Origin of the sequence: Aestuariivirga sp. (assembly GCF_965227715.1) — a bacterium.
Taxonomy (GTDB): domain Bacteria; phylum Pseudomonadota; class Alphaproteobacteria; order Rhizobiales; family Aestuariivirgaceae; genus Aestuariivirga.
In genome coordinates, this window is the sequence record NZ_OZ245771.1 from 3,292,462 (window position 1) to 3,318,660 (window position 26,199).

Annotated in this window: 28 protein-coding genes; 13 read left to right on the forward strand and 15 right to left on the reverse strand. The window is 60.6% G+C overall.

Annotated elements, in window-relative coordinates:
• Nucleotides 1–7: 7 nt before the first annotated feature.
• The 3 genes from ACO06F_RS15640 to ACO06F_RS15650 form a co-directional block, all read right to left on the reverse strand.
• Nucleotides 8–1,117: an extracellular solute-binding protein gene (locus ACO06F_RS15640; RefSeq protein WP_421693672.1), complete on the reverse strand. Its 1,110-nt coding sequence runs from the start codon at nucleotides 1,115–1,117 to the stop codon at nucleotides 8–10.
• Nucleotides 1,118–1,184: 67 nt separating this feature from the next.
• The gene (locus tag ACO06F_RS15645; protein ID WP_421693673.1) at nucleotides 1,185–2,219 is read right to left on the reverse strand and encodes an ABC transporter ATP-binding protein; all 1,035 of its coding nucleotides are present in this window, start codon (nucleotides 2,217–2,219) and stop codon (nucleotides 1,185–1,187) included.
• On the reverse strand, nucleotides 2,216–3,103 hold the full coding sequence (locus tag ACO06F_RS15650; RefSeq protein WP_421693674.1) for a 3-keto-5-aminohexanoate cleavage protein: 888 nt from the start codon (nucleotides 3,101–3,103) through the stop codon (nucleotides 2,216–2,218). Before ACO06F_RS15650 ends, ACO06F_RS15645 begins: the two co-directional genes overlap by 4 nt.
• Before the next feature lie 110 nt (nucleotides 3,104–3,213).
• On the opposite strand from ACO06F_RS15650, the gene ACO06F_RS15655 reads away from it, so the two are divergent.
• Nucleotides 3,214–4,284: a GlxA family transcriptional regulator gene (locus ACO06F_RS15655; RefSeq protein ID WP_421693675.1), complete on the forward strand. Its 1,071-nt coding sequence runs from the start codon at nucleotides 3,214–3,216 to the stop codon at nucleotides 4,282–4,284.
• Here ACO06F_RS15655 and ACO06F_RS15660 read toward each other — a convergent pair.
• The 5 genes from ACO06F_RS15660 to ACO06F_RS15680 form a co-directional block, all read right to left on the reverse strand.
• Nucleotides 4,281–5,234 carry a 3-hydroxyacyl-CoA dehydrogenase NAD-binding domain-containing protein gene (locus ACO06F_RS15660; protein ID WP_421693676.1) on the reverse strand — a complete coding sequence of 318 codons (954 nt, stop codon included), beginning with the start codon at nucleotides 5,232–5,234 and terminating at the stop codon, nucleotides 4,281–4,283. The genes ACO06F_RS15655 and ACO06F_RS15660 overlap by 4 nt on opposite strands.
• 2 nt (nucleotides 5,235–5,236) lie before the next feature.
• The gene (locus tag ACO06F_RS15665) at nucleotides 5,237–6,040 is read right to left on the reverse strand and encodes a carnitinyl-CoA dehydratase (protein WP_421693677.1); all 804 of its coding nucleotides are present in this window, start codon (nucleotides 6,038–6,040) and stop codon (nucleotides 5,237–5,239) included.
• Between the two features lie 11 nt (nucleotides 6,041–6,051).
• A complete protein-coding gene (locus ACO06F_RS15670; protein WP_421693678.1) occupies nucleotides 6,052–7,089 on the reverse strand; it encodes an LLM class flavin-dependent oxidoreductase in 1,038 nt (345 codons plus the stop codon).
• Nucleotides 7,090–7,212: 123 nt separating this feature from the next.
• The gene (locus tag ACO06F_RS15675; protein WP_421693679.1) at nucleotides 7,213–8,364 is read right to left on the reverse strand and encodes a serine hydrolase domain-containing protein; all 1,152 of its coding nucleotides are present in this window, start codon (nucleotides 8,362–8,364) and stop codon (nucleotides 7,213–7,215) included.
• A complete protein-coding gene (locus tag ACO06F_RS15680) occupies nucleotides 8,345–8,749 on the reverse strand; it encodes a carboxymuconolactone decarboxylase family protein (protein WP_421693680.1) in 405 nt (134 codons plus the stop codon). Before ACO06F_RS15680 ends, ACO06F_RS15675 begins: the two co-directional genes overlap by 20 nt.
• 125 nt (nucleotides 8,750–8,874) lie before the next feature.
• Between ACO06F_RS15680 and ACO06F_RS15685 the strand changes: the two genes are divergently transcribed.
• Nucleotides 8,875–9,645 (forward strand): SDR family NAD(P)-dependent oxidoreductase, encoded by a 771-nt coding sequence (locus ACO06F_RS15685; RefSeq protein ID WP_421693681.1) that lies wholly within the window; start codon nucleotides 8,875–8,877, stop codon nucleotides 9,643–9,645.
• 193 nt (nucleotides 9,646–9,838) lie between these two features.
• The gene (locus ACO06F_RS15690) at nucleotides 9,839–10,387 is read left to right on the forward strand and encodes a molybdopterin-dependent oxidoreductase (RefSeq protein WP_421693682.1); all 549 of its coding nucleotides are present in this window, start codon (nucleotides 9,839–9,841) and stop codon (nucleotides 10,385–10,387) included.
• A gap of 12 nt (nucleotides 10,388–10,399) precedes the next feature.
• Here the strand turns inward: ACO06F_RS15690 and ACO06F_RS15695 are convergent, their stop codons facing one another.
• Together ACO06F_RS15695 and ACO06F_RS15700 are read right to left on the reverse strand one after the other, a co-directional pair.
• Nucleotides 10,400–10,774 carry a Lin0512 family protein gene (locus ACO06F_RS15695; RefSeq protein ID WP_421693683.1) on the reverse strand — a complete coding sequence of 125 codons (375 nt, stop codon included), beginning with the start codon at nucleotides 10,772–10,774 and terminating at the stop codon, nucleotides 10,400–10,402.
• Nucleotides 10,774–11,124 (reverse strand): Lin0512 family protein, encoded by a 351-nt coding sequence (locus tag ACO06F_RS15700; RefSeq protein WP_421693684.1) that lies wholly within the window; start codon nucleotides 11,122–11,124, stop codon nucleotides 10,774–10,776. The genes ACO06F_RS15695 and ACO06F_RS15700 overlap by 1 nt, the downstream gene beginning before the upstream one ends.
• A gap of 211 nt (nucleotides 11,125–11,335) precedes the next feature.
• On the opposite strand from ACO06F_RS15700, the gene ACO06F_RS15705 reads away from it, so the two are divergent.
• Genes ACO06F_RS15705 through ACO06F_RS15720 form a run of 4 tightly spaced genes read left to right on the forward strand, consistent with a single transcriptional unit; the run spans nucleotide 11,336 to nucleotide 15,557 of the window.
• Nucleotides 11,336–12,385 (forward strand): ATP-NAD kinase family protein, encoded by a 1,050-nt coding sequence (locus ACO06F_RS15705; protein WP_421693685.1) that lies wholly within the window; start codon nucleotides 11,336–11,338, stop codon nucleotides 12,383–12,385.
• Nucleotides 12,382–13,383 carry a thiamine pyrophosphate-dependent dehydrogenase E1 component subunit alpha gene (locus ACO06F_RS15710; protein WP_421693686.1) on the forward strand — a complete coding sequence of 334 codons (1,002 nt, stop codon included), beginning with the start codon at nucleotides 12,382–12,384 and terminating at the stop codon, nucleotides 13,381–13,383. The genes ACO06F_RS15705 and ACO06F_RS15710 overlap by 4 nt, the downstream gene beginning before the upstream one ends.
• 18 nt (nucleotides 13,384–13,401) lie before the next feature.
• Nucleotides 13,402–14,409, forward strand: coding sequence for an alpha-ketoacid dehydrogenase subunit beta (locus ACO06F_RS15715; RefSeq protein ID WP_421693687.1), 1,008 nt, complete (start codon nucleotides 13,402–13,404; stop codon nucleotides 14,407–14,409).
• Nucleotides 14,410–14,441: 32 nt separating this feature from the next.
• Nucleotides 14,442–15,557, forward strand: coding sequence for an acetoin dehydrogenase dihydrolipoyllysine-residue acetyltransferase subunit (locus ACO06F_RS15720; RefSeq protein WP_421693688.1), 1,116 nt, complete (start codon nucleotides 14,442–14,444; stop codon nucleotides 15,555–15,557).
• Nucleotides 15,558–15,562: 5 nt separating this feature from the next.
• Here the strand turns inward: ACO06F_RS15720 and ACO06F_RS15725 are convergent, their stop codons facing one another.
• From ACO06F_RS15725 to ACO06F_RS15735, 3 genes are read right to left on the reverse strand one after another with little or no spacing between them, the layout of a single operon-like run.
• On the reverse strand, nucleotides 15,563–16,975 hold the full coding sequence (locus ACO06F_RS15725) for a cytosine permease (RefSeq protein WP_421693689.1): 1,413 nt from the start codon (nucleotides 16,973–16,975) through the stop codon (nucleotides 15,563–15,565).
• On the reverse strand, nucleotides 16,972–17,133 hold the full coding sequence (locus ACO06F_RS15730) for a hypothetical protein (protein ID WP_421693690.1): 162 nt from the start codon (nucleotides 17,131–17,133) through the stop codon (nucleotides 16,972–16,974). Before ACO06F_RS15730 ends, ACO06F_RS15725 begins: the two co-directional genes overlap by 4 nt.
• 57 nt (nucleotides 17,134–17,190) lie before the next feature.
• The gene (locus ACO06F_RS15735) at nucleotides 17,191–18,699 is read right to left on the reverse strand and encodes an aldehyde dehydrogenase family protein (RefSeq protein WP_421693691.1); all 1,509 of its coding nucleotides are present in this window, start codon (nucleotides 18,697–18,699) and stop codon (nucleotides 17,191–17,193) included.
• A gap of 147 nt (nucleotides 18,700–18,846) precedes the next feature.
• Here ACO06F_RS15735 and ACO06F_RS15740 point away from each other — a divergent pair, with 147 nt between their 5' ends.
• Nucleotides 18,847–19,497 (forward strand): helix-turn-helix domain-containing protein, encoded by a 651-nt coding sequence (locus ACO06F_RS15740; RefSeq protein ID WP_421693692.1) that lies wholly within the window; start codon nucleotides 18,847–18,849, stop codon nucleotides 19,495–19,497.
• Between the two features lie 27 nt (nucleotides 19,498–19,524).
• Here the strand turns inward: ACO06F_RS15740 and ACO06F_RS15745 are convergent, their stop codons facing one another.
• Nucleotides 19,525–20,304 carry a FadR/GntR family transcriptional regulator gene (locus ACO06F_RS15745; RefSeq protein WP_421693693.1) on the reverse strand — a complete coding sequence of 260 codons (780 nt, stop codon included), beginning with the start codon at nucleotides 20,302–20,304 and terminating at the stop codon, nucleotides 19,525–19,527.
• Between the two features lie 12 nt (nucleotides 20,305–20,316).
• On the reverse strand, nucleotides 20,317–21,495 hold the full coding sequence (locus ACO06F_RS15750; protein ID WP_421693694.1) for a mandelate racemase/muconate lactonizing enzyme family protein: 1,179 nt from the start codon (nucleotides 21,493–21,495) through the stop codon (nucleotides 20,317–20,319).
• 327 nt (nucleotides 21,496–21,822) lie between these two features.
• Here ACO06F_RS15750 and ACO06F_RS15755 point away from each other — a divergent pair, with 327 nt between their 5' ends.
• The 5 genes from ACO06F_RS15755 to ACO06F_RS15775 all read left to right on the forward strand — a co-directional run bounded on the left by ACO06F_RS15755 (nucleotide 21,823) and on the right by ACO06F_RS15775 (nucleotide 26,186).
• Nucleotides 21,823–22,677 carry a transporter substrate-binding domain-containing protein gene (locus ACO06F_RS15755; protein ID WP_421693695.1) on the forward strand — a complete coding sequence of 285 codons (855 nt, stop codon included), beginning with the start codon at nucleotides 21,823–21,825 and terminating at the stop codon, nucleotides 22,675–22,677.
• A gap of 76 nt (nucleotides 22,678–22,753) precedes the next feature.
• Nucleotides 22,754–23,428 carry an amino acid ABC transporter permease gene (locus ACO06F_RS15760; protein WP_421693696.1) on the forward strand — a complete coding sequence of 225 codons (675 nt, stop codon included), beginning with the start codon at nucleotides 22,754–22,756 and terminating at the stop codon, nucleotides 23,426–23,428.
• Complete coding sequence (locus ACO06F_RS15765) at nucleotides 23,425–24,180, forward strand: amino acid ABC transporter ATP-binding protein (protein WP_421693697.1); 756 nt, start codon at nucleotides 23,425–23,427, stop codon at nucleotides 24,178–24,180. Before ACO06F_RS15760 ends, ACO06F_RS15765 begins: the two co-directional genes overlap by 4 nt.
• Nucleotides 24,181–24,190: 10 nt before the next feature.
• Nucleotides 24,191–25,342, forward strand: coding sequence for a mandelate racemase/muconate lactonizing enzyme family protein (locus ACO06F_RS15770; protein WP_421693698.1), 1,152 nt, complete (start codon nucleotides 24,191–24,193; stop codon nucleotides 25,340–25,342).
• Nucleotides 25,343–25,391: 49 nt separating this feature from the next.
• Entirely contained in the window at nucleotides 25,392–26,186 is a 795-nt protein-coding gene (locus tag ACO06F_RS15775; protein WP_421693699.1) for an outer membrane protein, read from the forward strand.
• Nucleotides 26,187–26,199: the final 13 nt, after the last annotated feature.

Sequence of the window (26,199 nt, forward strand, 5' to 3'; positions counted from 1 at the left end):
CTGTGGATCAGCCGATGGCGTCAAGGAAGGCATTCACGGCGTCACCGCCATTGTCTGCCCACCAGACCGGATCGTTGAACACCACCTTGTCGATGTTCTGGGCCGAGTTGATGGCGTAGGGCTGCATCGCCTCCGGAATCTTGGCAAAGGCCTCCGGGTTCGATGGCGTCATGCCGAGGCAGTCCAGGATCATAAGCTGCGATTCGACCTGAAGCGCCTGCGCGATGAACTTCATCACATTGTCGCGGCCGGCGGGATTGCCGCGCGGCACGATATAGGCGCCGGGCATGGCAATCGCCTCGTTCATCACCAGCTTGTAGCGCCCGTTGGTGCGCTCCTCGATGGTCTTGCCGCGGTTCTGCCAGACCATGCCCATCGCGACTTCGCCATTGACGATCATGTCATGGGCTTCGGAGCCCGAACCCCAGTACAGGCTGTCTTCCTTGATGGTCTTGATCTTTGCAATCGCGCGGGGCACGTCGCAGGGATAGACCTTGTCCTTGGGGACACCATCCGCCATCAGCGCGCTCTCGATCGAGCCGTTCGCCCATTTGTAGAGCGAGCGCTTTCCGGGGAATTTGGCGGTGTCGTAGAAATCTGCCCAGCCCTTGGGCGGATTGTCGCCGAAGGCCTTGGTGTCATACATGAAGGCGTAACCATAGAAGATGACGCCGACGCCGTACTCCCAGGCCACGCCCTCCTTGATCTGCTTCTTGTCGACAATGTTGTAGTCGATGGCCTCGAGATGGCCGGACTTGCCAAGGGCAATGGCGTCGAAGCCATCGGCATCGCAGACATCTGCCGTCACCTTGCCCGAATCCACCATCTCCTTGATCTTGCCCTGGAGGGGCCCGGAGGTGTCGAACTTCAGCGGCAGGCCGGTCTTGGCTGTGAATGGCTTGCCGATCGCATCGCCATGGCACTTCTCGGATTCGCCGCCCCAGTTCCACATGACAATTTCATTGGCCGCGGCCTCGGCGTCGCCGGCCCTCACGGCGAGCGTTGCCACGCCTGCCATTCCGCACAGCATCAGGAAGCTGCGGCGGTCGAGGCGGCCGGACTTGAAGGCAACAGCGCCCTCGCGGGCGAGGTCTTTCAGGAAAGCTTTGTCTTGCATGGTCATCTCCTCCATCTTGCTGCGGCCTTCGCCGCTTCAGTTGTTGCGGGTCAAGAGCCCGGTCGTGTCATGCGGATCTTACGCCCGCTTCTTCGCCGTCATCGCCTTCAACCTCGACTTGAGCATCATTGCTCCAGCAGAGATCAATGGCCTGCGAATCTGTAAACTGCCCCGTGTTTCGCCATGCCGGCACATGAACCTCGATTGCCGGAGAGCCAGGAACGTCCACCATCAGCTTCAGCGTGGCACCCATATAAGTGATGCCGCGCACCGTTCCGGTGAGTTTGTTCTGGCCGTGGCCCATTCCCGCCGCGAAGGCATCAATCTTCTCGGGCCTAAGCGCGTAGATCCGCCCATTGCGACTGATGAAGTTGCTCTTGCCGAGGAAGCTTGCTGCGAAAGTGGTGCGCGGCCGCTCATAAAGCTCGACCGGGTTGCCAACCTGCACCACGTGGCCGCGGTTCATGATCACGATCCGGTCAGACATGGTGAGGGCTTCTTCCTGATCATGCGTCACATAGATGAAGGTGGTGCCGACCCGGTTGTGAATATCCTTCAACTGTTCCTGCACATCGGCCCGCAGCTTGCGGTCCAGCGCGCCAAGAGGCTCATCGAGCAACAGCACGCGGGGTGAGAAGCTCAAGGCGCGGGCCAATGCAACGCGCTGCTGCTGGCCGCCGGACAGCTGACTAGGAAAGCGGTCTGCGAAGCCCTGCAACTGCACAAGATCGAGCATTTCGTTGACGCGAGCCTCGATTTCGGCGCTGGGCTTCCGGCGGATTTCCAGCGGATAGGCGATATTCTTGCGAACGCTCATGTGCGGGAACAGGGCATAGCCCTGAAACACCATGCCGAAATTCCGCTTCTCCGGCGGCGTTGCGGCAATCGAACTGCCGCCAACTAAAATGTCGCCCGAGGTAATGTCCTGGAATCCCGCAAGCATCATCAGCAGCGTTGTCTTGCCGGAGCCGGAGGGGCCTAGCAGTGTCAAGAATTCGCCGGCGCGAATGTCGAGCGACACGCCGTCGACGGCGGTCATCTTCCCATATTGCTTGGTGACGTTCTGGAAGACGACACCAATGCCGGAAGGTCCTGCTGTCATGCCTGCTTCTTGAGCCCCAGCTTCTTGCGCGCTTCCGCAGGCGTCAACACGCGCGCGCCCATGCGTTCAATGATGCCGACGACGCGCTCCACCAGTTGTGCATTGCTCGCCAGCACACCACGGTCGAGGTAGAGATTGTCCTCCAGCCCAACCCGCACATTGCCGCCCATGGCGACAGCTGCAGCGGCCATCGGCATCTGCATGCGCGAAATGCCGAAGCTGGCCCAGCTGGCATTGGCGGGAAGCTGGTCCTTCATCGCCTTCATATTGTCGACAGACTGGTCGGCCCCCCAGGGAATGCCGAGGCAGATCTGGAACATCGGCGGATCTTCGATCAGCCCCTCCTTGACGAGCTGTTTCGCCAGGCGGATGTGGCCTAAGTCAAAGACCTCGAGTTCGGGCTTCACGCCCCATTCCTTAACCAGCGCCGCCATTCGGCGGAGGTAAGGAGGTGTCGACATGTAGACGTAATTGCCATCGCCGAAATTCATCGAGCCACAATCGAGACTGCAGATCTCGGGCCGCAGCAGCTCCACGTGGCGGAGCCGCTCCTCGGGTCCGATCATGTCCGTGCCGGCGCCGGGCTTGCACGGGTCATCCTCGCTGATCATCCAGTCTCCACCCATGCCGGCTGTGAGGTTGATGACCACATCCGTGCCGCTGGAGCGCACGATATCTACCGCGCGCTTGAACAGCTCCGGATCGCGGGAGCCTTTGCCGGTCTGCGGATCGCGAACGTGAAGATGGGCCGCAGTCGCACCGGCCTTTGCGGCGTCAATGGCCGCCTGGGCGATCTGCTCCGGCGTCACGGGAACGCCCGGATGCTTGCCGACCGTGTCACCCGCTCCGGTGACCGCACATGTTACGATAACTTCGAAGTTCACGCTGTCACTCCCTGGCGTCTCTTGTTTGTGGCTGAAATGATTTGCTCGAATGGCCGCGAGCGTTATAGAATTTTCGCCATCAATTCGTTTTTTTCGTCGATCGTGGAGTCATGGCACAATCAGCTGACACGGAACGGGGCATGGCAGCGGGTGAGGTGACCCGCGTAAGCTTCGTGCTGATCCCGCGTTTTAACATGATGACGCTCACCATGCTCATGGAGCCGATGCGAATCGCCAATTATCTTGCGCCGCACAAACTCTATGAATGGGACTTCCGCGCAACCGCGGCTGAAAACATCCCCGCCAGCAATGGCCTGAGTGTCCCCTGCCGGAGCGTCGACGAGGAGGGTTTGCCGAAGCCGGACATCATCGCCGTGTGCGGCAGCTGGGGTGCGGAGCATCTGAACGATCAGCGCCTGTTCCGGTGGCTCAGAAAGAATGCGCGGGCCCAGGTACAGATGATCGCTGTCGAACTTGGCATCTATGCCTTCGCCAAGGCAGGGCTGGTGACTGATCAGAAGGTCACCACCCACTGGTCGATGATGGCAGGCTTGGTCGAGGCCTATCCGGAGCTCGATGTTGCGGAACAGCTCTATTCCGTTGAGAAACCGGTTATGACCTGTGCAGGCGGTACGTCAGGACTTGACCTCATGCTTTATGTCGTCGGCCGCAAGAATGGAGACCAGCTCGCCTCTGAAGTCGCCAATCAGGTCATGCACCATCCGCGGCGGCCACCGGAGGCCATGCAGCGCCACGCCACAGGCGGCAAGCACGATGATGTGCACCAGGACGTGCGCGCGGCGATGACCCTGCTTGAAGGGCGGATCGAGGATCCCACCCCCGTGCCGCGCGTGTGCCGGGAGCTCGGCATATCACAGAGGAAGCTGGAGCGCCTGTTCAAGCGCGACATCGGCTGCACCATCGTTCAGTACAGCAAGCTGCTGCGGCTGCAATATGCGCGGGTGCTGCTGAGTTCCACCCGCATGTCGATCCGCGAAGTTTCGGCTGCCTGCGGCTTCAACTCGATGTCTTACTTCTCGCAGAGCTTTCTGCAAGCTTTCGGCAAGAAACCCAGCGAATACCGTCAGGCGTGGCCAGAAAAGGATGCCGCACCTTCATGGCCCGGCACCGTCTATGCCTTCCTGCAAACCGCGCGAAACAAACCCCAGAAGCGCGACTAGCTTTCCGCTCTGGCGGCGCGGACCGCTTTCAGGACGCCGACGATCGCGCGGTCGCGCTCCGCGGCCATCTCCTCGAAGTGGCGGCCCTTGGCGATCTCGTTACAGCCATCGACCATCCGGTCACGCAGTTCCTGGGTGAGTTCGGGTGCTTCTAGCCTGGTCCACGGCAGTTTCAGCGCCGGGCCGAACTGGTCAAGGTTGGTCGCCATGCCGCCTTCGCCACAGGCGACGTGAAAAGCCATGCACTGGCCTTGGATCGCCAGGCGTGGCGCGGGTCCATTCATCAGCGCGATATCAATATCCTCAGGTGTCGCCTCGCCATTTGCCACCATGTGCAGCGCCTCGCGCCACAAGGCCTCCTGCAGGCGGGTGGCCACGAAGCCCGGAATTTCCTTCTTCATCACCAGCGGTGCCTTGCCGGCATATTCGTAGAAGTCCCTCGCCCAGGTGACGGCATCCGGCGATGTCCGCTTGCCGCCAATGATTTCGACGAGTGGCAGCAGATAGGGTGGGTTGAAGGGGTGCCCGATGACCGTGCGCTCAGGTGTGGAGCACAGCAACTGGATGTCAGTCATCATCAAGCCCGACGTGCTCGATGCGATGACCACACCAGCAGGTACGATACGGCCGAGCGTCTCATAGAGCTTCTGCTTCAGTTCCAGCCGTTCCGGCGCACTTTCCTGCACGAAATCGGCATCGCCGGCGGCCGCCTCCAGATCGTCAGTGAGCGTCAGCCGGTCGAGGGAAGCGCCTGGTGCCAGGCCCAGAGCGGCAAGGCTGATCCACGCTGTGTCGAGCACCTTGCGATAAGCTGCTTCCTCGCTCATGGCGTGGACATAGCCGGTCACGTCAAAGCCGCGCGCAAGGAAATGCGCCGCCCAGCCCGCACCGATCGGTCCGCCACCGATGCTTGCGACTTTCTTCACTGCCGTTACAGCTGGCCTTGCCATCGCTATCTCCCCTTGAACACCGGTTCGCGCTTCTCGACGAAGGCCTTGACGCCCTCTGCGGCGTCTTCCGACTTCAGCATGGCGCGGTAGACCGGGAGATCGCCCTTGCGCATGGTTTCGAAGGTTTCACGCATGGGCCTGCATTCGATGGTACGCAGCACTTCCTTGACGGTCTGCATCGCCAGCGGTGCTGATTTGGCGAGCTGGCCTGCCCATTCGCGGGCGGCGGTCATCAGTTCCGCATAGGGCACCACCTTGTTGACGAGGCCATAGTGCGCCGCTTCTTCCGCGCCCATGCGGCGGCCGAGCAACAGCATCTCCATCGCAATGTTGTAAGGAAGGCGCCGCGGCAGGCGCTGCAAGGCGCCCGCATCCGGCACGATGCCGAGCGGCATTTCGGGCAGTGCGAATTCCACGTGATCCGCCGCTATGACGAGGTCGCAGGACAATGCAATTTCGAAGCCGCCGCCGATGGCCAATCCGTTCAATGCGGCGATCACCGGTTTGTTGAGGTTCCAGTTCTCCGTGAGACCGGCAAAGCCGCCATCACCGTAGTCGCCATCCTCCCACCAATTGTCGAGCTTCATGTCGCCTGCGTTCAAGGCCTTCAGGTCCCAGCCGGCGGAGAAGATACGTTCGCCCGCAGCGGTGAGAATCCCCACCCGCAGATCCGGGTCGTCGCGCAGCAATGCGAAGGCCTCGCCCATCTCGCGGCTCATCGCCTGATCAATGGCGTTAACCTTGGGCTTGTTGAGCTTGACCTCGAGAATGTGGCCGTTACGGGTAACGTCGACGAAACGCTGCATGTTGCATAAACTCACTTGAAGGCCGGGATTACTTCCTTGCAGAACAGTTCGAGCGACCGCTTCTGCTCCTTCATGCCGAGCCCCAAGCTCGCATAATAGGTGAACTCATCCACGCCCAGCGCGTCATAGGGCTTCAGCTTCGCAATCACCTCATCAGGTGTTCCGAACATCAGGTTGGTCGAGAGCATGGTGGGGTCGTATTCAGCACGGTTCGCGATATCATGAAGGGCCACTTCCTTCGGGAAGCCGTTCTTCACGTCGCCCATGTTCTTGAACAGGTTCTCGAACTGGCCGAGCTGTCGCTGCGCAGCCTTGACGGGCACCATCCAATCCTCCTTGCGGTCATAGACGGCCGTGTGCCGCATCATCGCGAAGATCGGCCGTGCCTTGCCGGGATTGTTGGCGAGGGCCTCATCGAGGCGCGATTTGTAGAGCTCGGCCTCGCTCATCGGCCGCGTGAGCGGCCAGGACATGATGTTGAGCCCGTGCTTCACCGCGAAATCATAGGTGATGGGTGCACGCGCTGCGACCCATATGGGCGGGTGTGGCTGCTGCAGCGGCTTCGGCACGGAGGTGGAGGTGGGGAACTGCCAATAGGTGCCCTTGTGTTCATAGTCCCCCTTCCAGAGGGCGAGCACGGCGGGCAGCATCTCCTGCATGTATTTCCAGCCATCGCTCTGGAGGAGGCCAGGGTGCATGCGGTCAAACTCGCGCTGGTAGGCGCCGGAGCCAATGCCGAATTCGAGCCGGCCGCCTGTGATGAGATCGGTGAAGGCAGCCTCGCCCGCCAGCTTGATCGGGTGCCAATAAGGCGCCACGGCCACTGCCGTGCCGAGCCTGATCTTCGAGGTGTGCGCGCCCCACCAGGTGAGGATCTGGAATGGATCGGGCGCGATGGTCATTTCGAGTGCGTGGTGTTCCGCCGCCCAGGCGATGTTGAAACCGCCGTCTTCGGCCATTTGCACCATTTCAAGCGTGTGGCGCGCGACCTCTTGCATGTCGAGGCTTTCGTCCATGCGTTCGAGATTGATGGCGAGCTGAAATTTCATGGCCGTGCCTCCTGTCAGTGCTTGCTTCTTCGAGCCTTGTCCCAAGTGTCTGTCCGGGACGATTGAGAGTTTGTCAGAAATCCGACAGCAACGCAGCGATTTCGCCGATGGACCTTGTGGAGGTCAATCCAGCCTCTGCAGCGCTGCCGAGAGAGCCGAAATGATCGCTGCGAAATACCCGTCGCGATCGCCAAATTCCGTCTCGAGGACACTGAAGAAGGCGGCGGCGGCGCGCTTTGCCGGGTCGACCATGAGAAACTGCCCCGCAAAGCCCGGGTGACCGGCCCATGTTCCATTGCTCATCAGGTGGTTACGGTAGCGAAGCTGCGGGCTTCCGCCATAGGAGGTACCAGCTCCGCTCATGGCATCCGCCAGGAATGGGGCACTCCCCACCTCGCTCCCGTCAACGCCCGCTCCACCGCGGGCGATGAGAAGCCCGTAGCGCGCCAGATCACGCGCGGTCATCACACCGCCGCCGCTCAACACCGGCACACCGTCGCAATCTGCGGAAATATGGAATGAGGATTCCAGCCCAGCGGCCGCAACGATCCCTTCCACATGTGAGGAGAGCGGCCGACCACTGGCCTGCTCGATGATCCAGCCCAGCATGTCAGTATTCGGAGAGGCGTAGCGCGTGACGTTATCATTTCCTGCCGGTCCTGCCACTAGCCCGGCCGCGAAGCTGCGCACACCGAACTCCGCCTCGTCTGCAGGGGGCAGACGCCAGCCCATGGCGATTTCCTGCCGCGCATAACCGACAGGTGCGCCGTTTGCCGGAGGTGGAGAATAGGGTGCGGCATAGTCTTCTTCGAAATTGCTGGGCACATTCATGTCCAGAGCCTGCTGAACGCTGGCCCGCGCATAGGCATCGCCGGGGGCCGGCACATAATCCGCAATGGGATGGAGCGGATCGATCTTGCCTTCTGCAATCAGCCGCCCGAGCGCCAGATGAACGAAGCTCTTGGTGACGGATTGGATGCTGTGAAGACGGTCTGCGGCAAAATCCGCCGCATGGCGTTCGAGGACAATGCGGCCGTCCTGCACGATGACAAGGGTGCAGAAGGCGGGATCCGACATGAGCGCAGAGATGCCAGGTAGACTGGCGAGCACCGGATCTTCATCATGGCGAAGCGGCAGGACGAGGGGCGCGCGAAAGCTTAGGCCGCGGCGGTGGATCATATGCAGGGACCGGAAGCTCTCGCGGCGGCGGGCGGGTGTGTTCCAGCTGGCGAGGCGGCGCGCGCCGACGGCGAGATCAGGGTTGGGCTGGATCATGAGCGGGCAGCATTCCCCTGTCTGTCAGAACCTTGCGGGCAGCGCGGAAGCATTCAAGTGCCTGCGGCACGCCGCAGTAGATGCCCACCACGTGAACAATCGCCCGGATCTCGTCAACCGACACGCCATTGTTGATCGCGCCATTGCAGTGAATTTCCCACTCATGCATCTTGCCGAGTGCCCCCAGCATTGCCAGGTTCATCATGGAGCGCGTTTTGGCGTCGATCGTTTCATCGCCCCAGCCAAACCCCCAGCACCACGCCGTCATCGCTTCCTGAAAGGGCCTGGTGAAGCCGTCTGCTGCCTTCAGGTTCTGATCTACATAGTCGGCGCCGAGCGTATCCTTCCGCTTCTTGAGACCCGTCTCAAAAAGTTCATCATTCATCCGGTTTCCTCCACTTCATCTGGTGACGGCACAGAGCCGCAATGTAAAAAACGGCTGTTCCGTGGAATCATGCTACAGCAAATCCGCTTGTGTGGGCCGAGGCAAGAGGCGATGGAGAGGTGAACATGCCGCAGTGGACTGAACGTTTCTCACTGGAAGGCCGGCGCGCCATGGTGACTGGTGCGACCAAGGGCATAGGCTTTGAAACATGCCGTGTTCTTGCAGATGCCGGTGCGGATATTGCTGCTGTCGGGCGAGATGAGCAGGGGCTTGCCGATATCCAGAGGGAAGTCGAGGTGCTCGGGCGGCGCTGCGTGCCCATTGCGGCCGATCTTGCAACCATTGAAGGGCCGAGGCATGCCGCGAGCCAGGCACTCGGCGCTTTTGGGACGATCGATATCCTTGTCAACAATGCCGGGGTGACAACGATCAAATCCATCATCGACACCCCCGTTGATGATTGGGAGTGGGTCAACAATGTCAATCTGCGGGCGCCTTATCTGCTGGCGCAGGCGCTGGTTCCCAACATGATCAAGCAGCGCCTTGGAAAAATCATCAACATCTCGTCGCAGTCTGGTGTTGTGGCGCTTGACGACCATGGTGCCTATGGGGCCTCCAAGGGCGGCCTCAACATGCTGACGAAGGTGATGACGGTGGAGTGGGCAAAACACAACATCCAATCCAACTCCGTCTGCCCCACCGTCATTCTGACGCCCATGGGTGAAATGGTGTGGGGCGATCCCAGCATGGGCGATCCCATGAAGGCCAAGATTCCGGCAGGCCGGTTTGGGCGGACGACCGAGGTGGCCGATCTCATTCTCTTCTTGGCCTCTTCCGCGTCAGACATGATCACCGGTCAGACCATTCTGATTGATGGCGGCTTCACCGCGCAGTAACGGCAAAGGACCATCAGAGATTGGCGCGCGGGGCCAGTCACGCCTGGCCTGGGTTGTGAATCGCGCGTCTCACCTTATCTTAAATTTTATCTTGCTTACTTGACATGCTGCGGAAACGGCGTGCTAAAATGCGGCTGTCCACCCCCGTACGCTCCGGCACATCCGTTCACTCTCGCCAACAAAGGAAAGTACCATGCTCCGTCACTGGGTCTTCGCGCTCATTCTCCTGGTGAGCGGCATTGCCGTTGCGCCGTTCGCAATTGCGGGCGATGCCGGCGAGCCCGTTGTCCTGACGGTCACTGGAAATGTCGCCCATCCCAACCGGGGAGCGCTGGACCCGTTCGACGATGCGGTGTTCGCTCATCTTGACGTGAAATTCGACAAGGGATTCACCTTCACGCTTGCCGATCTCAAGGCGCTGCCGCAGCAGACGGCCAAGGCAAAATACAATGAATGGCCAAGGGAAGTCACCGCCACGGGCCCGTCACTTGCCGATGTGCTGAAGGCTGCAGGTGCGGAGGGCAAGAAGATACTGGTGCAGGCCATTGATGGTTATGCACCGGAATTCACCGCCGATGATGTGGCGCGGGGCAAGCTGATCCTCGCAGTGGAAGCGGATGGAAAACCCCTTGCAATGGGCGGGCGCGGCCCGCTCTGGCTCTTCGGGCCCCGGGACAGTTTTGCCGATCAGCAGGATGAGGAGGGCTTTGCCTTCGCCGTTATCCGCATCGACGTGCAGTAGGCGCGCGAGGCCTCAGCGATCAGCTTGACCAGATCGGACGAGATGCGCTTCGAGATCGAGCCGTACTGCGACTGTTGCCATGGCGACAACTGAGGCGCCGCCCCGCTCGTCATCCAGGATGTCCAGACCACCTTTCACCACCTTCACCGTCACCTCGCCGTGGGGCAGGCTGGCCGCAACGGCGGCCGTGTCCACCTTCTCAGGCTTCTGCACGCCGATGGTGACTTCGACCTGCATGGCCTTCGGCTCGACGTCGAGTGTGCGGAGGAAGGGCAGGGAAGAATGGTGGATGCAGTCCTGCACGGCGCGCAGGGCTGCCTTGGTGTAATCGCCGCCATGCATGTCGTTACCATGCCCCATTTCGAGGATGATGCGCTTCAGGGCCATCAGTTCCTCTCCGCAATGTCGAGGTAGACGATGGCCGCCGCATTGGCCATCAGGGTGAGATTGGTGCCTTCGTCATTCATGATCTCAAGTCCACCTTCGACAACCTCTACCGTTGATGTTCCATAGGGAAGAACCGCAGCCACTGCCTCCTTGTCCACCTTCTCCGGCTTTGGCACGCCAATCAGCACCCGCACATGCATGTCCTGAGGCTTCTGGCCGAGTGCCGCCGCGATGGTGAGCGAATTGTGCCAGAGCGCATCCTTCAAGGCCCTCACGGCGGCCTTCGTATAGTCCGCCCCTGTCAGGTCCGTCCCCATTCCCAACTCGACGATCATGCGTTTGAGCGCCATGTCTTGCTTTCCATTTTGCCAGTGCGACGATCAGAACAGAATTCGCTCGTTATGTCTCCAAGAACTGTGCGGATCGCAGTCTCATGTGCAGCGCAGCGTAACATCAAAAATCTTTCTGCAGCGCAAGATCGTTCAGCTTTGCTCTTGACAGCCGGTTACGGCGCGCGATCATTGCGTCAACAGGCCAATAAGAACAAATACCAGGGAGCCTATGGGAAGCGCTATCGGCATTATCGCCAATCCTGTTTCCGCGCGCGACATCCGCCGGGTGATCGCGAATGCGACGGCGCTCCAGATCACCGACCGTGCCAATATCGTGCTGCGCGTTCTGTCCTGTGTGAAGGCCTGCGGTGTTGACCACGTCTGGATGATGCCGGAGAACGGTGGCATCCGGCATCACGTCTGCCGCGGGATCGACAGGGCGGAGAACCAGGGGCTCAAGCATTTTCCGAAGCTCGAATATCTTGACTACAAGATCTCCGGAACCGTCGAAGACACGCTGAAAGCCGCGCGGCTGATGAAGGAAAAGGGCGTCGCGGCCATCGTGGTGCTCGGCGGTGACGGCACCCACCGCGCGGTGGTTACCGCCTGCGGAGATGTTCCCATCGCCGGAATCTCGACCGGCACAAACAATGCTTTTCCTGAACATCGGGAGCCCACCATAACGGGGCTTGCGGTGGGCCTTGCGGTGACGGGAAAAGTGCCGCCGGTCCATGCGTTCCTTCCCAACAAGAAGATCGCCGTCCGGGTAAACGGCCATGAGGAAATTGCGCTGGTCGATGTTGCGGTGGTGACTGAGCGCTATGTCGGAGCCCGCGCCCTGTGGCGAACCGAGACATTCCGGGAGCTTTTCGTAACCTTCGCCGATCCGGAGGTGATCGGCATGTCAGCCATTGCAGGGCTGCTCACGCCCGTGACGCGGCTGGAGCCGAATGGGCTTCACGTGCGCCTGGCGCCCGAAGATGAGGCCAACATCATTCTCGATACGCCGATTGCACCTGGCTACATGCGCGGCATCGGCATTCGGGACTATGGGCCCATGCAGCCCAACCAGATCTACCGCCCATCGATCAGCGACGGTTCCATCGCACTCGACGGCGAACGCGAGCTTTCCTTCACGCGCGATGACGATGTGACCATCGAACTCGTGCCCGACGCCTTCAGCACCGTGAATGTGGGCGGCTGCATGCAATATGCCTCACGCCACGGGCTGATGAGAATGACTCAAGATCATAAAAGACAAAGCATGGGAGGATTATGATGACCGCGCCGAACAGCACCACCGGAATATTCCCGCTCGACAAGCCCGGACTTCTTCAAGCCTACCGCACGATGCGCACCATCCGCGAGTTTGAGGAGCGCCTCCACACCGAATTCGCCACGGGCGATATTCCAGGCTTCGTCCATCTCTATGCAGGTGAAGAGGCGGCCGGAACCGGCATCATGATGCATTTGGAGGACAAGGACCGTATCGCCTCCACCCACCGCGGCCATGGCCACTGCATCGCCAAGGGAGTGGACCCCCGCGCGATGATGGCAGAAATATATGGGCGGGATTCAGGCTCCTGCCGCGGCAAGGGCGGCTCCATGCATATTGCAGACCTCTCCAAGGGCATGATGGGCGCCAATGGCATTCTCGGTGCGGGTGCGCCTCTGGTTTGCGGCGCGGGCCTCGCGGCCAAGTACCGGGGCGATGGCGGCGTGGCGATTTCATTTGTGGGTGACGGTGCGTCCAACCAGGGCACCTTCCTGGAAAGCCTCAACCTTGCTGCCGTGTGGAACCTGCCGGTGATCTTCGTGGTGGAGAACAATGGCTATGCTGAATCGACGTCACGCGATTATGCCGTCGCTGTCGATTCCTATGTGGACCGCGCCGCGGGCTTCGGCCTTCCCGGCGTTACGGTCGACGGGCTCGATTTCTTCGCCGTGTATGAAGTGGCAGGCGAGATCATCAAGCGAGCGCGCGAAGGCGGGGGGCCCGCATTGCTCGAATGCAAGATGGTGCGCATGTATGGCCATTTCGAAGGCGACCAGCAAACCTATCGTGGCAAGGGCGAACTTGACGACATCCGCGCCAACAAGGACTGCCTCAAGATGTTCGCGCAGCGGGTGACGGAGGCGGGTGTGATCAGCCGCAGTGAGCTTGACGCCATCGATCGTGAGGTGCTGGCGCAGATCGAGGATGCCACGGCCTTTGCCAAGGCCGCACCGCTGCCGACCGCAGCGGACCTCGTCACCGATGTTTATGTCAGCTACTGAGCGCGAAGGAGAAGAAAAATGGCACGCAAGATAAGCATGCGCCAGGCACTGAACGAGGCGCTCGACCAGGAAATGGCCCGCGATCCAAGTGTGATCGTGATGGGCGAAGACATCGTGGGCGGCGCCGGCGGTGATGGTGAGGAAGACGCCTGGGGCGGGGTTCTTGGCGTCACCAAGGGCCTGCACGCCAAGTACAAGGGCCGCCTGCTCGATACGCCACTCTCCGAATCCGCCTATATCGGCGCTGCGGTGGGCGCTGCCGCCTGCGGCATGCGGCCGGTGGCCGAACTCATGTTCCTCGATTTCATGGGTGTCTGCTTCGACCAGATCTTCAATCAGGCCGCCAAGTTCAGATATATGTTTGGCGGCAAGGCGGAAACGCCGATCGTCATCCGCGCCATGGTAGGGGCGGGCTTTCGCGCCGCTGCCCAGCACAGCCAGATGCTGACGCCACTGTTCGTGCATATTCCCGGCCTCAAGGTGGTGTGCCCTTCCAACGCCTATGATGCAAAGGGCCTCCTGATCCAGTCCATCCGGGACAATGATCCGGTGATCTTCTGCGAGCACAAGAATCTTTATGGGTTGGAGACGGATGTGCCGGCCGAGTCTTACGCCATTCCGTTTGGCGAGGCGAATGTGATGCGTGACGGCAAGCATGTTACCATTGTCACCTATGGCATGATGGTTCATCGCTCAATGGAGGCCGCCGCAGCGCTCGCTAAGCAGGGCATCGAATGTGAGGTGATCGATCTTCGCACCCTCTCGCCCATCGACTGGGATACGGTGATCGACAGTGTCGAGCGTACCGGCCATCTCGTCTGCGTGGATGAAGCTCATCCGCGCTGCTCCATCGCATCGGATGTGTCCGCCATGATCTCGCAGGAATGTTTCAAGGCGCTCAAAGGCCCCATTCAGATGGTGACGGCGCCGCACACGCCCGTGCCCTTCTCGCCTGTGCTGGAGGACCTCTACATTCCATCAGCGGATGCAATCGCAAAGGCTGTCAAGCGGTCCATGGCGCAGTGAGACGCGGAAACACATAGATTGAGGATGTGACGATGACTGATAGCCGTATCGTACCGATCATCATGCCCAAATGGGGTCTCTCCATGAAGGAGGGAAAGGTGACGGGCTGGCTCCTGGACGATGGTTCGAAGATCAGCCCCGGAGACGCGATCCTTGAGGTCGAGACCGACAAGATCGCGGGATCGGTGGAAGCAAATGAGTCCGGCGTGCTCCGGCGGCGCGTGGGCCAGCCGGACACTATCTATCCCGTGAAGACGCTTCTCGGCGTCATTGCCGACCCTGCCGTGCCGGAGGCGGAAATCGATGCGTTTGTGGCGAGCTATGTTGCCCCTTCTGCCGATGAAGACGACGAGGACCAGGGCCCCAAGCATGAGTTCATCGACACGCGGGCGGGGTCTGTGCGCTATGCGCGGCGCGGCACGGGCAAAGACACGATCCTCCTGATCCATGGTTTCGGCGGCGATCTGGACAACTGGCTGTTCAACATCGATGCCTTGAGCGAGGGCGCAACCGTTTATGCGCTGGATTTGCCGGGGCATGGCCAATCGGTCAAGAAGCTGGATAGGCCGGGGCTTGCCGCGCTCACTGACACTGTGTCGGACTTCATGGAGAGGCTGGGCATAAGTAGCGCGCACCTCGTCGGACATTCGATGGGAGGCGCGATCGCCATGCAGCTCGCGGCAGAAGATCCGGCGAAGGTTGAATCGCTCACCCTCATCTGCTCCGCGGGGTTGGGATCTGAGATTGGCGGCTACGTCGAATCCTACGTTGCCGCGCAGGGCCGCAAGGATCTGAAGCCTGTGCTCGAGCAGCTTTTCGCGGACAAGAGCCTGGTCAGCCGCCAGCTGGTGGAAGACGTCCTGAAGTACAAGCGCATCGATGGAGTCGATACGCTGTTGAAGGAGCTCTCACGCGCCCTATTCGGCGGCGGCACGCAGCAGGATCGACCGGGCGAAAGGCTGGCCTCAGGCGATGGGCCGCCCACACTCGTCATCTGGGGCAAGCAGGACGAGATCATCCCCGCCGCCCACGCTGAAGCGCTTCCCGGCGCGAAGGTCGTGGTCTTCGATGATGCGGGCCACATGGTGTTCATGGAAAAGGCCAGCGATGTGAACAGCCTCATCAAGGCCCACATCGCTGGCATTTGAACGTCTCAGTTATAAGCACCCTTCTTGTTCGGCTTGTTCACCAGCACAGTCACCAGGGCATAGACGAGCCCTGCGATGACTGCGGCTGGAAGCGAGGCCGTGACATATTCATAGGGGAAGTGGCTCTCATAGGTGATCGGGTTCAAAAGAAACCGGTAGGTGCCGCAGCCCGCGGCCATGGCGAGAATGGCTGCGATGTTGAAGCCGCCGTTGAACCAGTAGCCTGAATGCGCACCGCCTGAGAAGATGCAGCGGATGCTGATCTTGCGCTTGCGCAGGAAGTAGTAATCCGTGATCTGGATGCCGCAGAGCGGCGCGAAGGCCAGGCCGATGAAGGCCAGGAACGTGCCGAAATTGGCAAAGAACAGTTCAGGGATGAACAGTCCAACCAGGATCACCGGACCAATCGCGAGCAGCAGAAGCGTTGTCCACGACATGTTTTCAAGCGCCGGGAAGTGGCGAAGCCCGATTGCTGACGCATAGACACCGGCCACTGCCGTTCCCAGATTGGCTGCTGCGACGAAGATCAGTGCAATGATGCCGTAGGTCGGTCCGCCCACGGTCCGCATCCATTCGGCGGGATCTGAGACTTGCAGCACCAGTATCCCGGCAATGCCGATGAGCGAGAGCAGCGGCACGGGCGCGCCCATGCCGACCATGATGGGAAGGGCCGCGGTCCGCCCATTGGGCGCCATGCGGATCATGGCACCGAGATAGGGCCACCAGGAAAGCAGCGAGACAATTCCGATTTCGACGCCCGTCGTGTAATTCCAGACAGGGCTCGTTGACGCATATGCGGGCACAGCCGCCGTGAGATCGCCCCATCTCTGGCTGACGAGAATATAGAGCATCCAACCACCGACGAAGACATGCGCCACGAGGATCTTCGCCACGCGGTCCACGCCGCTCGATCCTCTCAGCAGGACGAGGAAAACGATGCCGCAGGCCAGCAGGACCGTTGCCGGCACGATGATCCGGCTGCTGCCATCCGTTATGGCTCCGATAGCAATGAGGAGCTGCGTTGTAGACTTGGCGAAGAAGATCAAGAGCAGCGAGTTCCAGCCGACGATCGAGATCTGCTGCATCGCAGCCGGAATGATCCAGCCACGTGAGCCGAATGTGGGCTTGGTGGACGCAATCGAGTCGACGCCGAACCGCAGGCAGATGGGGCCTGCTGCGAGCGCCACGATCAGCATGCCGATCATGCTTCCCGCGAAGAGTGCCGCAAAGCCCTTGTCGAAGTTCAGATAATATCCAACATATTCACCGATGATGTAGCACCAGGTTGCTGCAGCGGCGGTGACGAGGGAAATGCCAAGCTTCCAGCTGCCCCAGTTGCGCTCATGCTTGAGGAGGGGCCAGGCGTTTTTGTCGGCCTCAAGAAGCGTTTCAAGATGCTGATGTGGAACGGAGCTCATATCCGCCACCCCCACACCAGCGCGATGACCGGAAGGACCACCCCCAGGAACAGCAGCCAGGCCCAGCTGACCGCATCATAGTCCTCACCCTGTTCCGCAGGGTTTTCGAGAAGCTTGAGCCTTCGCTCCAGCTCCGGATTCAGTTTCTCCGCTGGCATGCGTCTCTCCTTTGCTGTGCGTTTCCAAACCGGCCTTTGCGGCCTTGTCATTGCAAGTCAGGCGCCCTTGAAGCTCTCTTCCTTGGCATAGGGGAACCACCAGAAATCCTGGTTTTCTGCGCGTGGATCGATCATCACGAATTTTGTGTTCTGGAACTGCGAAAGCCCCTCTGGGCCAAGCTGCCGGCCCGTGCCGGACAGCTTTCGTCCGCCAAAGGGCAGGGCGTCATTGTCCAGAAGAGGAGCATTGATCCAAAGTATGCCGGATTGAATTTCATTCACGGCACGGAATATCTCGCGGGAGTCGAGCGAATAGAGATTTCCCCCCAATCCAAAGCGGGACTGGTTTGCGAGGGTGATGGCCTCATCGAAATTCTTGACGCGGCAGAGTGGTGCGACGGGTCCGAACGGCTCCTCGTTAAGGATCTCCATGTCAGGCGTCACGTCCGTCAGGACGGTGGGCTCCACGAACCAGCCACGGTTGAGGCCGGCAGGGCGCCCGCCACCTGCGGCCACCTTTGCGCCTTGCTGGCGGGCCGTTGCCATCATGCCTTCGAAGCGCTCCCGCTGGCGGCGCGTTGCCATGGGGCCCACATCCACGAGTTCGAGGCCATTGCCGACGCGCAGCTTGCGGGCCTCATCCGCCAGACGGCTGGCGAACTCGTCATAGATATCCTGATGCACATAGAAGCGCTCAGCGGAGGTACAGACCTGGCCGCAGTTCAGGTAGGCCGCGAAGGCAGCGCCCCGCACGGCCTGCTCCATTGGCGCTGACGGCATCACGATGAAGGGGTCATTCCCAGATGCTTCGATCAGGCAGGGCTTGAAGCTCTCCGCACAGCTGCGGGCAACGGCCTGACCAACGGCGACCGAACCCGTATAGGCCACACCATGAGTATCCTTGCTGGACACGAGCCGCTGGCCCACGCGCGCACCGCCGGTGACGGCCTGAATCAGCCCGGCGGGCAGGCCAGCGAAGAGTTCCATGAATTTTAGCGTGGTAATGCTTGTCTGCTCATGCGGCTTCACGATCACCGCATTGCCAGCGGCGAGGGCCGCGGCCGCTTCCCAGCACAGCAAGACCAGTGGATAGTTGAACGGCAGGATGATGACGATGGTGCCCAAAGGCTCCTTGATGCTGAAGTGAAACTGGCCAGGCACGGTGGACCCGGCGATGCGGCCCTGCTCATGGCGGGCAAGTTCGGCATAATAATCGATCGCTGTCGCGCACCACGACACTTCGTCGACGGATTCCTTGAAAGGCTTTCCTTCCTCACGGGTCAGGAACTCCGCATACCGCGCCTTGTCCTTGCGGATGAGGGCAGCGATCTCGTGGAGCGTCACGGCACGGCTGCGGGCATCAATGGCGTTCCACGTCTTTCTGGCCATGGCGGCGATGCTGATCGCTTCGTCAACTTCCGCGTCTGTCGCATCGGCGATGAAGCCGATCACGTCCTCCGTCGCAGGTTCCACGATGTCAAGCATGGTGGTCGACTGGCTTGAACGCAGCGCCCCGTCCATGAACAGCTTGCCCGAAAGCTGTTTGATCTCAGCCAGCGTATCCATCCGTCCCTCCAGGCGCGTGTTTAATTTTTTTGCAACATGACACAATGTATTTAACACCGCAAGACCGGGCGGAGACTGGCCGGGCTTCATGCGGTTGACGTTTCAGGCGAGCCGCCGCAAAGAGGCCGCTGTCACAGGAGATGAACATTGAAGAAGCCGTTGGTGCCTGCCCCGAAGACAGCCCGTTCCACCGCCACGCGGAAGAAGGCTGGGAAAAAGGGAACACCTTCACCTTCGCGTGGCCGCGCCAGCGATTTGGCCGTGGGCGCCCGGCTTCGCGCCATCCGCGAGGCCGCGGGGCTCACCCAGCGGGAGCTCGCCAAGCGCGCCGGCGTCACCAACGCCACGGTATCCCTCATCGAACAGGAAGCGCACGCCCCGTCACTGGCATCGCTTCATCGGCTGCTCTCCGCCATCCCCATTTCAATTGCGGATTTCTTCGCACTGCCGGTCTCGCAGCAGAACGTCCTGTTCTACCAGGCGGAAGATCTCGCGGTGGTCACCCGCGGTGCGGCCGACCTTCGCGTGCTGGGAAGTGAGCGGCGGGACAAGAAGCTACAGGTCTTCATCGAGCGCTATCAGCCCGGTGCCAGCACGGGAGACGATCCCATCGCCCATGATGGCGAAACGGCCGCTGTGGTGATCCGCGGCACCATCGAAGTTGAAGTCGATGGCAGGAAAAACGTGCTGACGACGGGTGGCGGCTATCAGCTGATCGGCAGGCAGCCCTACAGATTGCGCAACGTCGGCAAGGTCATTGCCGTCGTTGTGTGCGCCTGCACCCCTGCCATGTTCTGATCCGGCCGGCCCCCGCACACCGTCTCGCTATGCTCTGATGGACTGGCGCGCCTTCTGAAGCGATGCCTTGCCATGGAGGACGACGCGCAGCATGAGTTCCTCCGCTGCAGCAGGGTCGCTGCGGTTGATCGCCTCATAGATCCGGAAATGGTTGTTCCAGTCATCCTCGATGAGGTTGTTGTTGGTATCGAGGGCTTCTTGCTGAATGCGAAAGCTGATCTGCAGGAAGTTTGCAACGATGTGTCCGAAACGATCGAGCATGGCATTGTGCGAAGCTTCGAACACGGCCATGTGAAAGCGCACATCTGCCTGCGCATAGGCGGTCATGTCACCCATGGCGAGGCGCATGTCTTCGCAGCTGGCCCTGATGCGCTCGATGTCATCGAGTGTGGCCCGCGTCGCAGCAAAGCGGGCTGCCGGCGGCTCCACCAGCTGACGCATTTCGATCAGGTCACGCAGAATGTCATGGCCTGCCGTGTCGAACGGATGCCAGAGCAGAACGTCAGGATCGAAGATGTTCCAGCTGCTGCGTTCCAGAACACGGGTTCCGATTTTCTGGCGTGTCTCGACCAGGCCTTTTGCAGAGAGAATCTTGATCACTTCACGAATTGATGTGCGGCTTGCCTTGTAGCTATCCATCAACTCGCTTTCGCGCGGCAGCAGGCTGCCTGGCGGATAGAAACCGCACACGATGCGCTCACCAAGGCTGTTCACCACGCGGCCCTGGATGCCCCTCGGCTTGAAGCCGACGACATCCGCGTGCGACCCGCGGTTCCAGACGGCGACGATCGATTCCGTGCTGCTCATCCGCGGCGCACCCTATGTAAGCCTGCGTGACGCGAAGAGAGGGCGGCCGTTCACTTCGATCTTCACGTCGATGATGTATTTCTCGATAGCCTGGGTGTTCACCTCTATTCCCAGGCCCGGCCCGTCCGGCACTGAGATCTCGCCGTTGGAGTCCCGCAGAATTGGGTTCGCGGCAATTTCCTGCGCCAGCTTCTTGGGTGCTGCCGGATATTCGCAGATGACGTGGTCCTTAAGGCCCGCAAAGGGCTGCAGCGATGCAGACAATGCCAGGTGCGAGGTGAAGGTATGGTTCACATAGGTCACGTTCTTCTGGACGGCATAGTCTGCAATGGACTTCGCAGGCCCAATACCGCCGATCCGCCCGCAGTCGATCTGGATGAAGCCCACCTTGCCATAGTCGATCGTGTGGCGCGCCATGAATACATTGTGCGCGGCCTCGCCGCCTGCCAGCCTTGTCTTCCCCGCCCGCGCTGCCAATGCGGCATAAGCCTCATAGGCGCTGCCGTGAAATGGCTCCTCCAGCCAATAGGCATCGACACTCTGCAGAGAGGCCAAGCGCGCGGCCGCGGCGTCGACATCCTCCCCCCAGATCTGTCCGGCGTCGATCAGCAGCACACCATCTGGCCCCAGGCCTTCCCTTGCCGCTGCAAACTGGTCTGCATCATCCTGCACGGTACCGCGCCCGATGGGCCCCCAGCCGAATTTGGCAGCCCGATAGCTGTTGGCGCGGATCGCCTTGGCGCTGTCGAGCGTTTCCTGCGGAGTGTCTCCGAAGAGGACGGATGCATAGGGCAGCTTCTTCCAGGCCTTGGAATAGCCCAGCAAACGCCACACGGGTTCGCCTGCGGCTTTCCCGAGAATGTCCCACAAGGCCATCTCGATTCCTGACCATGTGTGGGGTGCCTGCAGCAGGTCCATGCTGTTCCATTCAATGGTACGGGCAATGCGGGCGATATCGGCAGGAGAAGACAGTTCCTCGCCGAAAACCGAAGCGCTCACAGGCCGGCAGGCCCCATGCGACATGGGCGCCACATAGGCCGCGATGGAGGTGAGGGGGGAGGCTTCGCATTCGCCCCAGCCGATGTGCCCGCCGGCCGCCACGCGCACCAGCAGCGCATCCTGGCTGCCATCCCCTTCGGTGGTGATGACGGGCATCGCCAAATAGAAAAAATCAACTGCGTCTATTTTCATGTTCTGCATCCCTCATGCCGCGCCGCGCCCTCCGCGCGGAAACCCAAGCTTCACAATATAAAGTACGATAAAAGAATTGGAGATCATAGGCCGAAAAAGTGACTTTCCACGATTACCCTGCGTTTTAGGGTTGATTTTGTCTCCCTCCTTTGCACATGCGAGGCTTTGAATCCGTATTGTCACATGTATAAAATATGATAATTGTATTTCAGAGTGGCAGCAGGCTGCGGCGCCACCTCCTGCCGGCCATGCGCGGGCCCCCGGTTTCCAGGGATTGGCGCAAGGCGAACCGGCACATATCCAAAACGTCAGCACAGGGAGTGAAAGATGGTAACGAAGAGAGTTCTTCTCGCCGCAATGTTTCTTCTGGCCGCCACGCCCGCCTTTGCCCAGCAGATCGAAGGCAAGGCCGGTTTCAAGGGATGTACGGACGGATCGCTGGACAAGGCCCTGGCGGATGGCATTACGCTGGGCATCAGCCCCAGCCCGCCTTATTCCAATCTGGACCCGAACACCAAGAAGGCCGACGGCCTTGACGTTGAACTGAATGAGGCAGCACTTCACTGGCTTGGCATCGACAACATCAAATATGAAGTTGCACCCTTCGGCCAGCTCATTCCAATGCTGCTGTCCAACCGCATCGACGTCGTGGCCTCCAATATTCACCAGACTCCTGACCGCCTGAAGGTTGTCACCTTCACCGGTCCCGCCTGGTGGTACGGCCCCGCCCTCGTCACGCAGAAGGGCAACCCCGCCGGGATCAAGTCCTTCGACGATCTGAAGGGCAAAAAGGTTGGCGCCATTGCTGGTTCTGCAGCTGACGAATATCTGCGCTCGGTCGGCATCGAAGTCACCCCCTTCCAGGAAGATGCCGCGGAGTTCGCGGGGATCAGCACCGGCAAGGTCGATGTCATTCTCGAAGATGACGTGAAGGTGCTGGACTACATCAAGGCCAACGCCGACTCGCCCATCGAGATCGTGGCAGGCGTGGCTGTTCCGGAAGAGCTTATCTTCAAATATGGCTATGGCTATGCGCGCTATGCCGTGCGTCCGGCCGATTGCCAGCTGCGCATGGCCTATGGCGTTGCGCTGCATGAAATCTGGGGTGCGGGTATCGCGTCCGAAATTCTCAAGAAATACGGGCTCAGCAACCGGAACCTCACCTATTTCCCGCTGAACTAGACCACCCGCATTTCCGAACTCCCGTGGGATGGCCGGCCTTGTCCGGCCATCTCCCACGAAACAGGCTGGCGCTGGCATGGAATTCTTCAACACCGACGTGGTTCGCGAATATGGCGGTGCGCTGCTTCACGGCCTGCTGCTGACCGTCATTCTGACCTTCATCGTGATCACACTGGCGCTGGTGCTGGCCATTCCCGTGGCGCTGTGCCGCTTGTCGCCCTACCGCGCAGTGCGGGGTGTTGTATCCCTCTATGTCGAGGTGATCCGCGGCACGCCGCTTCTCCTGCAACTCGTCTATATCTACTACGTGCTTCCAGCGATGGGGATCAACCTCAATGCCTTCGTTGCCGCCGTGCTCGGCCTCACGCTGAATTACACGGCGTATATGAGTGAAGTCTATCGCGGCGGCATTCTTGCGGTGCCACGGAACCAGTGGGAAGCCGCGGCCACGATCGGCCTTAGCCGCGCCCGCGCCTTTCAGCGCATCATCCTGCCGCAGGCGCTCCGCATCGTGACGCCGACGCTTGGCAATTATTTCATATCCCTGTTCAAGGATACGGCGCTTGCTTCGGTTGTCACCGTTCAGGAGCTGACTTTCACCGGCCAGATCATCTCGGCCCGAACCTACCAGTACTTCACGATCTACACGGCGACCGGCCTTCTCTATCTGTCCGTCGGCTATCCGGCTGCACTCTTCGTCCGCTGGCTGGAGCAGAGAACGCAGCGCGGCTACAGGGCGAGGCCCTCATGATCCGCCTTGCAGACATCCGCAAGAGTTTCGGCAATCATGAGGTTCTCAAGGGCGTAAGCGAAACCTTCAAGACGGGCGAAGTCACCTGCATCATCGGGCCCTCGGGGTCCGGCAAATCGACACTCTTGCGCTGCATCAATCTGCTGGAGCAGCCTAACTCTGGCGAAATCTTCATTGAGGGCACGCGTGCTTACTATGATGTGGTTGACGGCCGCATCCGCCTTCATGCCGAGGCGCGAATCTCACGTGAGCGGCGCAAGCTTGGCATGGTGTTCCAGGATTTCGCGCTTTTTCCCCACCGCACCGCGCTCGGCAATGTTACCGAAGGTTTGATCTACAGCCTGGGCCTGCCCAAGGGCGAGGCCGATGACATTGCACGGCGCATGCTGGCGCGTGTGGGCCTTTCGGGCCATGTGGCGCACTATCCGGACGAACTCTCCGGCGGGCAGAAGCAGCGGGTCGCCATTGCCCGCGCGCTTGCCATGTCACCCAAGGCAATGCTCTTCGATGAGCCCACAAGTGCGCTCGATCCGGAGCTTGTGGGCGAAGTGCTCGAAGTCATGAAAGACCTGAGCAGCGAGGGGATGACGATGATCATCGTTACCCATGAAATGAAATTCGCGCGGGAGATTGCTCACAAGGTCATCTTCATCGACCAGGGCGCCGTGGTGGAAGAGGGCCCGCCCGGCGAGGTGTTCGACGCGCCCCAGCATGAGCGCACGCAGAATTTCCTGAAGCGCGTGATACGATGAGGAAAGACAGATGAAAGACTTCGCGATCCGCAAGATCGTCGCTGCACCCTTGCTGGGCGAATCGCCCAAGGGCGGCTGGTCGAACGAGATCAGGCCGGAGGATTCCGTTCACACGCTGATTGCCGTTCATACGGAGGCGGGTGTCACCGGCTTTGGCAGCGTGTTCACCAATGGCGGCCTCGTTCAGGCGGCACTCAAGGTGCTGGAGCCGCTGTATCGTGGCGAAAATGCGCTAGAGCCGGGGCGGGTGAGCGAAAAGCTGCACCAGAACACATTCTGGATGGGGCGTGGCGGCAGCCTCACACACACCATCAGCGGCATTGATATTGCGCTGTGGGATATTCTCGGCAAAGCGCTGGGCCAGCCGGTGGCGCGGTTGCTCGGCGGGATCTACCGTAAACGCGCCATGCCCTATTGTTCGGTTCTGATGGAAGAGCCCGCGCTGATGCGCGATGTGGCAGCGGAGGCTCGCGACAAGGGCTTTCGCGCGCTGAAGATCGGCTGGGGTCCGTTCGGGCGGCGTGACAACAGCAAGCTTGACGAGGCCATCGTGAAGGCGGCGCGCGAAGGCTTCGGGGCAGACAACAAGCTCTTTGTCGATGCGGGTGCCAGCGATGCCTATTGGCCGCAGGGCCTGCGCTGGGCCATCCGAACGTCGCACATGCTAGCGAATTATGACATCGGATGGTTTGAGGAAGCGCTGAAGCCCGATGCGCTGGAGGATTTCGTCGAGCTTCGCCGGCAGAGTCCAGTTCCCATTGCTGGCGGAGAGGTGCTGACCCGCCGCCAGGCCTTCACGCCCTGGCTCGTCAGAGGTGCGTTTGACATTGTACAGCCTGATGCCACCAAGGTGGGCGGCATCAGTGAGCAGCGCAGGATTGCGTGGATGGCGGAAGAATTCGGTGTCCGCTATATCGGCCATGGCTGGAACACGGCCATCGGCGTGGCGGCCGATCTGCAGATCTCGGCGGCGATGCCACATACCGATATCGTCGAATTCATCGGCGGCAGCGCCTATGTGGACGGGTTGCTTGACCGGCCCTTCCAGCTTGATGCCGATGGCTACCTTACCATTCCCATGGAACCGGGCATCGGCGTGACACTCGATCCCGAACGCGTAGCGCGCTATTCGCCGGATGCGGGATCGCTCTTTTCGAGCTGAGGGAATCAGATAGGTAAATCACTCTGCTGGTCCTGTTGGGGAGGCTTGCGTGATTACCAGATTCATCCTCGGCGCCGGTTCGCTGGTCCTGATGAGCAGCAGCTGTTCTGCGGCGGATACAGCCGGAGCTGGCGGTTTCTATGCCGGCCTTTTCGGTGGCGCCGGTGGTCTCGGCGATACCAGCATGGAGCAGGTCGGCACGGTTTTCACACCTGCTCCCTTCCCGGATATCAATGTTGATGCCGATGGCTCGGCCGATGCCACAGCTGCTGGAATCGGAGGACTGCGCCTGGGATATGAGTGGGGCGGACTGGACGTTTCCCCCAACGGCTGGCGGCTTGATCTCGCAACGGAACTGGAAGGTCTCTATCTCGGCGCTGAGCCCAAGGGCGCAATGCCCATCGATCCGCAATCGCTGGGCACGCAATATGTGTCCCTTCCGCTGGGCAACAAGGCGCTGCTTGTCAACGCGGTCCTGAACATTCGCACGCCCTGGTCGGAAACCATCCGCCCTTACATTGGCGGGGGCGCGGGATACGCGCTTGTCTCCGTCACGGGTTCCAATTCCACCAATCCATCGGAGCCCGGCATCAACCATTTCAATACGGATCCTGATGAGAACAGCCCCGCCCTTGCTCTCCAGGCCAAAGTCGGGGTCAGCGCGGCAATCAGCGATCACTGGTCCGTCTTCGCCGAATTCCGGCACGTCACCATTGCCTCCACCAGCTTCACATTCGGCGACACGGATTACCCCGGCGAGCATCTCCCCACGTCGAAATGGAACGTCGATCTCGGGCGGCAGAACTACAATCTGGCAATTTCCGGCATCGACTACCATTTCTAAATGTAGGCCGAGC